At 62.7% G+C, this 9,179-nt stretch carries 13 protein-coding genes; 5 read left to right on the forward strand and 8 right to left on the reverse strand.

Annotated features, from left to right (window positions below):
- The first annotated feature begins 11 nt into the window (after positions 1 to 11).
- Entirely contained in the window at positions 12 to 290 is a 279-nt protein-coding gene (locus XaplCFBP3123_RS08780; protein ID WP_016902008.1) for an oxidative damage protection protein, read from the forward strand.
- A gap of 270 nt (positions 291 to 560) precedes the next feature.
- Here XaplCFBP3123_RS08780 and XaplCFBP3123_RS08785 read toward each other — a convergent pair whose 3' ends face one another.
- A complete protein-coding gene (locus XaplCFBP3123_RS08785; protein ID WP_104533828.1) occupies positions 561 to 2,183 on the reverse strand; it encodes a hybrid sensor histidine kinase/response regulator in 1,623 nt (540 codons plus the stop codon).
- A gap of 387 nt (positions 2,184 to 2,570) precedes the next feature.
- Here XaplCFBP3123_RS08785 and XaplCFBP3123_RS08790 point away from each other — a divergent pair, with 387 nt between their 5' ends.
- Positions 2,571 to 3,245 (forward strand): class I SAM-dependent methyltransferase, encoded by a 675-nt coding sequence (locus XaplCFBP3123_RS08790; RefSeq protein WP_104533829.1) that lies wholly within the window; start codon positions 2,571 to 2,573, stop codon positions 3,243 to 3,245.
- A 134-nt stretch (positions 3,246 to 3,379) separates the two neighbouring features.
- Here the strand turns inward: XaplCFBP3123_RS08790 and XaplCFBP3123_RS08795 are convergent, their stop codons facing one another.
- Positions 3,380 to 3,637: a hypothetical protein gene (locus XaplCFBP3123_RS08795; protein ID WP_104533683.1), complete on the reverse strand. Its 258-nt coding sequence runs from the start codon at positions 3,635 to 3,637 to the stop codon at positions 3,380 to 3,382.
- Between the two features lie 517 nt (positions 3,638 to 4,154).
- Here XaplCFBP3123_RS08795 and XaplCFBP3123_RS08800 point away from each other — a divergent pair.
- Positions 4,155 to 4,634, forward strand: coding sequence for a hypothetical protein (locus XaplCFBP3123_RS08800; protein ID WP_104533684.1), 480 nt, complete (start codon positions 4,155 to 4,157; stop codon positions 4,632 to 4,634).
- A gap of 369 nt (positions 4,635 to 5,003) precedes the next feature.
- Here the strand turns inward: XaplCFBP3123_RS08800 and XaplCFBP3123_RS08810 are convergent, their stop codons facing one another.
- Entirely contained in the window at positions 5,004 to 5,930 is a 927-nt protein-coding gene (locus tag XaplCFBP3123_RS08810; RefSeq protein ID WP_104533685.1) for an SOS response-associated peptidase family protein, read from the reverse strand.
- A 9-nt stretch (positions 5,931 to 5,939) separates the two neighbouring features.
- The gene (locus XaplCFBP3123_RS08815; RefSeq protein WP_104533686.1) at positions 5,940 to 6,164 is read right to left on the reverse strand and encodes a hypothetical protein; all 225 of its coding nucleotides are present in this window, start codon (positions 6,162 to 6,164) and stop codon (positions 5,940 to 5,942) included.
- A gap of 59 nt (positions 6,165 to 6,223) precedes the next feature.
- Between XaplCFBP3123_RS08815 and XaplCFBP3123_RS08820 the strand changes: the two genes are divergently transcribed.
- Positions 6,224 to 6,427 carry a hypothetical protein gene (locus XaplCFBP3123_RS08820; RefSeq protein ID WP_104533687.1) on the forward strand — a complete coding sequence of 68 codons (204 nt, stop codon included), beginning with the start codon at positions 6,224 to 6,226 and terminating at the stop codon, positions 6,425 to 6,427.
- A 143-nt stretch (positions 6,428 to 6,570) separates the two neighbouring features.
- On the opposite strand, the gene XaplCFBP3123_RS08825 is transcribed toward XaplCFBP3123_RS08820, so the two are convergent.
- The gene (locus XaplCFBP3123_RS08825; protein ID WP_146091305.1) at positions 6,571 to 6,750 is read right to left on the reverse strand and encodes a hypothetical protein; all 180 of its coding nucleotides are present in this window, start codon (positions 6,748 to 6,750) and stop codon (positions 6,571 to 6,573) included.
- Positions 6,751 to 6,960: 210 nt separating this feature from the next.
- Here XaplCFBP3123_RS08825 and XaplCFBP3123_RS08830 point away from each other — a divergent pair, with 210 nt between their 5' ends.
- Positions 6,961 to 7,401 (forward strand): hypothetical protein, encoded by a 441-nt coding sequence (locus XaplCFBP3123_RS08830; RefSeq protein WP_104533689.1) that lies wholly within the window; start codon positions 6,961 to 6,963, stop codon positions 7,399 to 7,401.
- Between the two features lie 166 nt (positions 7,402 to 7,567).
- Here the strand turns inward: XaplCFBP3123_RS08830 and XaplCFBP3123_RS08835 are convergent, their stop codons facing one another.
- The 3 genes from XaplCFBP3123_RS08835 to XaplCFBP3123_RS08845 all read right to left on the reverse strand — a co-directional run bounded on the left by XaplCFBP3123_RS08835 (position 7,568) and on the right by XaplCFBP3123_RS08845 (position 9,157).
- A complete protein-coding gene (locus XaplCFBP3123_RS08835) occupies positions 7,568 to 8,125 on the reverse strand; it encodes a hypothetical protein (protein ID WP_104533690.1) in 558 nt (185 codons plus the stop codon).
- A gap of 112 nt (positions 8,126 to 8,237) precedes the next feature.
- Positions 8,238 to 8,894, reverse strand: coding sequence for a hypothetical protein (locus tag XaplCFBP3123_RS08840; protein WP_104533691.1), 657 nt, complete (start codon positions 8,892 to 8,894; stop codon positions 8,238 to 8,240).
- Positions 8,891 to 9,157, reverse strand: coding sequence for a hypothetical protein (locus tag XaplCFBP3123_RS08845; protein WP_146091306.1), 267 nt, complete (start codon positions 9,155 to 9,157; stop codon positions 8,891 to 8,893). The genes XaplCFBP3123_RS08840 and XaplCFBP3123_RS08845 overlap by 4 nt, the downstream gene beginning before the upstream one ends.
- Positions 9,158 to 9,179 lie beyond the last annotated feature (22 nt).

A 9,179-nucleotide genomic window follows, 5' to 3' on the forward strand; every position in this document is an offset into this window, starting at 1 on the left:
AAGGAATCCGCATGTCCCGTACCGTGTTCTGCCAGTATCAGCAATGCGACACAGAAGGCCTGGATTTTGTGCCGTATCCCGGCGAGCTCGGCCAGCGCGTGTTCGCGCAGATCGGCAAGAGCGCATGGCAGGCGTGGCTGGCGCATCAGACCATGCTGATCAACGAAAACCGGCTCTCGCCACGCGACCCCAAGCACCGCGCGTTTCTCGAAGCCGAGTTGCAGAAGTTCCTGTTCGAACGCAATGCCGACAAGCCGGACGGCTATGTCGCGCCGATGAGCGAAGAGTAAGCACACCAGGATTCAGAGCGATCCACAAACGGCCGCGTTTTTGTCGGGCAGGCGCGGCCGGTACCCGGGATCGGCCTGCATCACGTGTGCCCTCCGATCCTGCACGCCGTCTGCTTCGAGCCGAGGACTGCTGACCACGGCGTTGGCCGTTCTCAAGCGCGATAGGCCGGGCGCAGCGCGGGCAATACCGGCAACGCAGCAGCCGCTGCACGATCGCACCGATCAACTGCGACCGCCATCCGGGCATCGCAATGCCCGGATGCATGCACTTCAACCGACGCCGGTCGGCCCGTCCAGCAGCATGCGGATCCGCTTGAGCAACTCTTTCTGCGTATACGGTTTGTTGACCACGTCAAATTCCGCACCGCCCACGTCGGTGCGCTGAATGCTGGCATCGGCATAGCCGGTGGTCAGCAGAATCTTGATCCTGGGCAGCATGCGCCGCGCCTCGCGTGCCAGCACCACGCCATTCATGCCGCCGGGCATGATCAGGTCGGTAAACACCGCGTCCACCTCCGGATGCTGCTCCAGCACCTCGATCGCCTCGCGTCCGCTGGATGCGGTCAGGATGCGATAACCGGCGCCTTCCAGGAACATCTGGGCCACCACCGCCACATCCGGCTTGTCTTCCACGATCAGGATGGTCTCGCTGCCGCCCTTGTCGATCGCGCGGCCCTTGGCCGCCTGCAGATCGTTCTCGAACTCGCTGGATGCGGGGAAATACAGACGCACCGTGGTGCCCTCGCCCACTTCGCTGTAGATGCGCACGGTGCCGCCGGATTGCTTGACGAAGCCGTACACCATCGACAATCCCAAACCTGTGCCCTGCCCTTCGTCCTTGGTGGTGAAGAACGGCTCCATGACCCGGCTGACGACGTCCGGCGGCATGCCCGAGCCGGTGTCGCTCACCGCAAGGCTCACATAACGGCCCGGTGCCAGCTGGTGATACATCGCCAGATCGTGGCTGGTGATTTCCACATTCTGCGTCTGCACGGTGACCTGCTTGCGCTCGGCCTGCGCCACCGCATCGCGCGCGTTGATCAACACGTTCAGCAGTGCCACTTCGGCCTGCGTGGTATCGATCTGGCAGTTCCACAACCGTTCGTCCAGCGACTGCTGCATGGTGATGCCGCCGCCCAGCACGCGCTCGGCCATGTTGTTCATGCCCGCCACCAACGCATTGAGATTCACTACCCGCCCGCGCAACTTCTGCTTGCGCGAAAACGCCAGCAGTTGCTGCGTCAGCGTGGCCGCCTTGGCGGCCGCCGCGGCCGCGTGCCCGGCACTGAAGGCGATGCGCTGCGCGTTGTCGCCACCCTTGTTGGCCATCATCTGGATCACTTCCAGATGGCCGGACATCACCTGCAGCAGATTATTGAAATCGTGCGCAATGCCGCCGGTCAGCTGACCCAGCGCTTCCATCTTCTGCGCCTGACGCAGGGCGTCTTCGGCATCGCGACGACGGCTCACGTCCAGCTGCGAGCCGAAGAAATACACCAGACGGCCGCTGTCGTCGAAGACCGGCGAAACGAACAGCGCATTCCAGAACGACGAACCGTCCTTGCGGTAATTCAGCACCTCGGTGGCGAATTCGCGCCGGTTGTCGATCGATTCGCGGACATCGTCGATACTGGAGCGATCGGTGTCCGGCCCCTGCAGGAATCGGCAGTTGTTGCCGATGATCTCGTCCGCCGAATACCCGGTCATCTCCAGGAATGCGCGGTTGGCGAACACGATCGGGTTGTCCGGCAGATGCGGATCGGTCACCGTCATCGGCATGCGCGTGGTTTCCACCGCCGCAAAGAAGATATCCGAGCGATGCGTGTCGACAGGAAGACTGCACGATTGGCCGGTGTGAGGCGCCCGCGGCTCTCCGTAACCAGGATCGTTCAAGTGCATGTCCTCCGCGGGGCCATTCCCATGGCGATAGTCTAGTTGGGGCCGGTGAGCTGATCCCTCACATCCATGAGCCTTTCCGGTACGCCCACGCCCGCCGATGCAACCCGCCGCGCTTGATGCAGCACGCGCTAATGCGGCGACCATGGCCACCGGCACCGGCCTGCATGCAAGCGCGCAGCGGTGAGCCATTGCCTGCGCCGTCGCTCGCTGCAAGCAGGCCAGTGCCGGCACGGCATGCAGTCACTGGCGGGCAGGCGCATCGGCCGTTTTGCCGTAGCATGCGCGGGCAACAAGCAGCTCTTGCGCTTCGTTCGGCCGTTCTGGCGCCGTTGCGCGCGTCTTTCCAGCCAGCGCAGGTTCTGGCGACCATGCGATGCCACCATGCCGGGCTACCAGACCCAGATTCACGAGTTGACCTTCGGGCAACTGACCTACGTCATCCGCGCACTTGCCGACAAACAGCAATACGCCGATCCGGACGAGAGTGCGGCCGATGCCGGCATCTCCTCGGCGCAGTGGAGCCTGTTCGGACAGGTCTGGCCTGCCGGTCAGCTACTGGCCGAAGCGATGGCCACGCGCCCGATCGAAGGCAGGCGCATTCTCGAACTCGGCTGCGGCCTGGGGCTGGCCAGCCTGGTGTTGCGCAGGCGCGGCGCCGATGTGGTCGCCAGCGATCATCACCCGCTGGCAGAGGTATTTCTGGCGTACAACGCCGCACTCAATTCGCTGGACTCGGTGCCGTATCGCCGGCTCGACTGGGACGCCGGCGCATCGAACATGGGCCAGTTCGACATGATCATCGCCAGCGACGTGCTCTACGAGAGCCGTCACGCCACCATGCTGGCCAAACTCATTCCCGCCCTGGCCAAGCCATCGTGCGAGATCGTCATCAGCGACCCGGGCCGCGGCAATGCCAACGCGCTGTCACGCATGCTGGCGGACATCGGGTTTTCGTTGATCGCCGGCGAACGCCAGGCAGCGGCCCAGGTGGCCAAGGCGCCGCGCCTGTTCGTCTATCGGCGCAACATGGACAACTGGTGGCCGGCGGGCGGCTGATCGCCTCGCCGCGTCACTCGGCTGCAGGGATAGAGGCAGACAGTCCGATCGACTTGCGCGGATCGGCCTTGATCTCCTAGTGCCCGCTCATGCGCATCGGCGGAGTATGGCGTCGCGGTGCCGGCGCCGGACCTTCAGAGCCGATATTCCTTCGGGTCCAGAAACTCGGCCAGACAGGAGCCCACCCGCAGCGCCTGCTCGCGCGCATCGCCGCGGTATTCGCCCTGCCCTGCGCCTTCGATCGTGGCGATCGGCGAGTCGCGGTCGCGGTGATACACAAAGGCCGTCGACGACCACTGCGTCTGTCCAGGAGCCTGACTTTCCATCGTTTCCACGCGGAACTCTCCGCAGTAGCCGTGAATCAACGTGCGTCGAAGTGTTTTGTGCGTCATGCGCGGAAGTATCGCCACGTGCAGTTGAAGACAACGTAGAAAAAACTACCGCGATCCGGCAGCGCGACCCGGCTCCTATCGCTTGGGTCACTCACCGGACGCAATCTGCCAAGCCCCTTCAAGGGCGAGCCGTACCTCATCCGCCCTTCGGGCACCTTCTATCGAAGGGAGAAGGAAAAATTAGGCGCTGCGCAGCAGCTGGAGTTTGCGCAGCGCACGCCCCGCCCAGACGCCGGCGTTGCAGCGCGGAGCAACACAGCAGTTCGTCCCGCCGCAGGCGACACATCTGCCGGCAAACGCAAGCACCCACCTGCAGCAATCGCTGCGATGTGGCGTCAACAAAACCGGGAAGAGAGTTTGCACATCCGGCGATTGCCGTGAAGCCTTGCGAACGAAGGCTTGGAAATGGTGGCCGAGGACGGAATCGAACCGCCGACACGGGGATTTTCAATCCGGAACCGCAAATCTAAGTAGCTGATCCTAAAGCTTTCCTCCAATTCAGCTGGAGGAAGCGGCAATGAAACAGAAGGCTCTAACGCGGCATGACAAGCCGGCACTGGTGCAGAATTGGCTCAAGCTTTTGCTACTGACTTGGGCCATTTGGATCACCCCAGCAAGCGCCGCTCAACGGATGACCCACCTATCCATCGAACTCTCCGAACCCGGGGAGACGATGGATGACTTCATCCTCCGCATAGCGCCAAAGCTGAACAAGTTCACAGCGGACCTGCGCGCGGAAGTGTGCGGGACAATTCGCACAGAGCAGGGTCAGCATGCCGTGGACATCCGCACCTACCATGATCGGTACAGCTGCTTCGTCGAGCGAGATGGGCTGCCATACGTGCATACCCATCCGAGCCTGCTGAAGGATTGCTGGACCTTCAGCCTAGAAGACTGGAAGCGACCCGGGTATTTGGTGACGGAGATAGGGGTCCGCTACCAGGACACTCGCCGCTCAAGAAAAATCAAGCCTCCAGTTGGCCGGACAGCGCGATGAGAGAATTACCTAGCCGAGTTACGTGCGAACTCGGCCGCCACTTCGAAGGCCTGAGCGATTGGCAGCGTCACAGGCGGCGGTATTACTGGGCTTCCGGCGATCGTCAGCCACACAGCTGCCCCAGCTTCCCCATTACGCCGAACCCTTGCCAGGACATCTGCCCCTCCTGGACCGACACGCAAAAGGCACCATTCGCCTCGATCGACGTCCCCGCCGATGACGGGGTTGTGCCAGGTCATGTTGGGAGGGAGAGGCGGCAGCGTCACACCTTCGGGAGCAATGACGCTCGGCTCCTTAGATCGCTGAAGCGCAGCGCGGTGCGCAGATCGGGATGGCATGGCTATCTATCCTGGTTGTGGCTGCTGCTGGTCACGCTGCTAGCCGGTGTTCGTAGAACGGGTGCCGCTTGTCGTCGAAGATGGCGTACAGCGCATCCAGGTTGCGCGGACCCGGATTGAGCCAGGCGTCGACGTGCTCGGGCTTGATGTTGATGATCGTCCGATCGTGGCCAGCGGCGGCGACTTCCGGCTCTGGCTCATCGGTGATCGCGGCGAACGACAGCAGGTCGGGCTCGATGCCTGCGGGATCGCGCCAGTGCGACCAGAGGCACGCCACAAGCATCGGCTCGCCGGTGCGCGGCACGAACTCGATGCGCTGGTTCTGCCCGTCTGGGCCTTCGACGTTCTCGTAGAACCGCTCGGCCACCATCAACCCGTGGGTGTAGCCGAACTGCCGGCGCCAGAAGCCTTCCAGGTTGTCCCGGCGGGCGTTGTAGGTGCCAGGAAATTTCCGGTCGTACATTGCCGGCGTGCCGGCCGGGCGGCATTGGTAGCGCATCGGCTTGACGACACGCTGGCCGTTCTCGAACACCAGCACCGGGCAATAGACGCCCGGGAATATCCGGCTGTCGTCCTGACCCCGCGTGCCCTTGAGCGTGTCGAGGCGCCGCTGGGCCTGCTGGATCTTGTTCGTGCCAATGCGCACGTCCTCGCGCGCTTTCTTCGTTTCCTTGAGCTGCAGCGCCCGCTCGGCATCGCCGACACGGCGCTTCTGGTCGAAGATCTCACGGGTGAGCGTGTCTGCCTCGGCCGCGTCCGCCGCGCGCAGGTTCTCCTGCAGCTCAGGCGGGCCGATCTCCAGCAACTCACGCACCATCGCACGTGGCGCCTTGATGCGACGCGCCTGGGCACCCTCGCCCCACCAGAAGGTCTTCACATAGGTGTCGATGTCCATCACGGCGCCGAACGCCCGCTGGAACTCTTTGAACTCGGCTCGGATCAGCGCGGAGTAACACATGGCCGCCTCTTAACAGTCGCGGTCGGTATCTTGGAGGCCATGCCAGGCCAAGATCTCATCGAGCCGCCGGGAGACGAATTGGGCATCCTCGCCCGTGATGGCGCCGTCCTCAATGACGTCCGCCATGCCGGCAAAGGCCTGCCAGAAGTGGCAACGGTCGGGGCTGCTCTGCAGCAGCGCCGGCACAGCAGCGTCTAGGTGATCAAGGTGCGTCCGGAGTTGGGCTCTGTCCATACCCGCAGTATCGGCAGCACCGTCTCAGGACATGAGACAGGTGGCCGTAGACTGCTGGCATGGACACCACCACCCCCAGCCTCTTCGAACAGCTGCAGCAGCGCCTGGCGGCCACGTCCGAACCGCTGGAAGTCCTCAACCAGTTCGAGGCGGGGTTGCTGTTTGCCTTCCCTGGCGAGGCGGCCGTGATCGTCGAGCTGGTCACATCCTGGGGTCATCGTCTGGGCGTACTCACACACGACGACCTTGAGGGTTACGTATAGGGTGCCGGCTGGGCGCTGCTCAGGCGCCTCGCGGGTTGAGCGGCCATCTTGGCACCGCGACCGGCAGATGTAGATTGGCAGCCACATGGTATTTTCCATATCGGCCTGTTACCCATCTTGAGGTCAGAATTGCCCGATGGTGCTTACGCAGGCAGTTCGATCCTCATCCAGTGCGTGACGCCCTCGATCTCATGCACCTCGTCCCAATAGAAGCGCGCGCATCGGTGCACTGCCTCACTCCAGAAACGATGGACGTCGAACGTGAGGACTGTTTCGTCCTCAGCAGGCATCTCGCAACCAGGTCCGATTTTGATCCATTCCATGGTCGTCTCCGTGATCAGCTGGCCAAGGCATCTTATCGAATCGGGACCGCTCAATCATGAGCCGCGTCCGGCTTTTTACCAACCAGCCGGAGCGTGCGGGCATAGCTCAAATGAACGTTTTTTTGCATGTGCGGGCCAAGCATCTTGGCGTTGCGCCGAGATGACCTCGCGCCGCCGGCACTGACCGGCGCAGCACATTCGGAGAACGTAATGCACGCACTGCTGATCACCGCCGCCGCGGCGCTTCTTGGCGTCGCCATCCCTGCCGCTGCCGGCGAACCCAGTCAGTTCGGCCGCACCGCCCAGCTGTACCAAGAAACGTCTACCAACGGCGAGACGCTGGACGCCTTTGTCGTTCGCATCGCGCCACGCGCCCGTGCTGCATCCGTCAGCACGCGGGCGATCGTTTGCGGCGAGATACTGGGCAGCGGCCCCTACACCCTGGCACTCAAGACCGATGGCTATCCCGACGACTGCCGCGTGCCGAAAACCGCCGCACCTTATGTGCTGGTGAACGGAATTGCCAAGGACGCGCGCGCGGACCACTTCTCGATCGCCAACCGGTTCCGGCCCGGCTATCTGGTCACTCCGTGGAGCATCAAGTTCCAGGACCGTAGTGGAGTGCGCAAGGTCGGCGCCGTCGGTCGTTGAGGCAGCACCTCAGCTGGTCAGGCCGGAGGTTGCTCGGCCTTCGCCAGACTGGCTGCGAAAGCTACGTGCTGTAGATATTGCCGAATGCCGCGCCGGCGGGCCAGAGTCTCCTGACCCGCCGGCAAACTACACACGAATCTATCGTGACTTCGACAAGCGAAGAGAATCAGAGCCAGATGTAGCCGATGATTCCGTCGCTCGCGGGGAACCTCACATTTTCGCAGTTCACGTCCAAGGTTTCGAAGTGATCGGCCCAATTACCGGGCTGCAGCCCACCGCGCATGCAGCGATAGAGCGGCACCGTGCCGGGAAGCTGCGTTGATGCAACATACCCGGTGATAGGCAGAGACGACGGGTACGGGACCTGGCCTTCGCAGTTCGGGTCACGGGAAGTGAACCGATCGCGATAGTCGCTGGTGATGCACGCGTAAAGCGTGTGCCCACCGGCAAACGGCGTGAACGAAATGAACCCGAGTACACCCTGACGCTTGCCTGGATGACTTTGTCCCACAGTCGTGATTGGCCTAGCCGAGAACGTGTCATTTTGGAAATACCAGCGTTCGAGCGAAACAAGCGTCACTCCGTCCGGCACGAGTGCTGGCTGCGCCGCAGCCTCGGCTGCAACACGTGAAGTCACTCCAAGATATCGAACGTCCTGCGCAGCGGCGTTACAAGTGGCAGCGAGGGCGAGCCCAGCCGCCGCAGCGATGAAAAAGTTTTTCATTACAAGTCCTTTAGATCCATGCGAACTCACTGTCCGCCGATCGAGCATAGCAAAGGCACGCTTGTTTATGTCAGCTGCAAAGCGACAAGACGGCCGGGCTAATTCGCCGGATCTAAGCGCCCGCCAACTCCGCTGCAGCAACCGTAACGTTCGATGCAATCGCCGCATCGGTCGCAGCTTTGATCAGCGCCTTAAGCTTCCAGCCGGCTAGGTCCTGCGTCGCCTCCGCTCCTGGATAGCGGATGGCGTAGGTCGGCGCAATCAGGTCGGCGATCGGCGCCGCAAGCACGCCGAGGACTGCACCGCGGTCCTCGACCTGGAACGTCACGGTGCCGGTGTCGTTGGTCGGATTCCAGATGATGGTGATCTGATGCGCGAGCGGGTCCGCATCGGGATCGGGTGTCACCACGTCCGCATCGTAGGCGGCGCGGGTAGCCGCCTTGATGCCCAGCAGCAGATGCATGCCAGGCTCGGTGAACGTCTCGCCCGGCACCTCCACGGACTTGCCAGTCGCCGGATCAATATCAGTCGTGGCCGGCGCGGTGATGTCGTGGCTGCGGCCGATCAGGTCGCTGATCTGCACCGTGAGTACGCGCAGGAAGAAGCGCTCCAGCGTCTGCGTCCAGCCATCGGGATGTGGCTTGGTGGTCATCTGCTCGAGATGGAACTCGACCGGCCCGTCGTTGGTCACCGGGTCCCATCGGATCTCGATGCGCGGCGACACGATCTTGGTCTGCGTGCCGAAGGTAGGGTTTTCGCTGATGATCATTTGGCTACCTCCATTCCTTCCAGAGGGCCGTCGATCCACGCCATGATTCCCATGCCGCGCACGGAAATTACATAGGTATCCCAGCCGGTTCGCTCATCCAAACCACTGCCGTACTTCTTGACACTGACCATGTCTGGCGTGACCACGAAGGCCCCACCGCTGTCCCCGCGCAGAAATTCTACGACGGCACCGAGTGTCGGTTCGATGTTTCGGCAGTTGGCCATGGCGTCCGCCAAGGCCCCACGGTGAGGTCGAATCTTCATGCTATTTCCAGTGTGACACGTG

The sequence above is a fragment of the Xanthomonas arboricola pv. populi genome, assembly GCF_002939945.1.
GTDB classification, from domain to species: domain Bacteria; phylum Pseudomonadota; class Gammaproteobacteria; order Xanthomonadales; family Xanthomonadaceae; genus Xanthomonas; species Xanthomonas arboricola_A.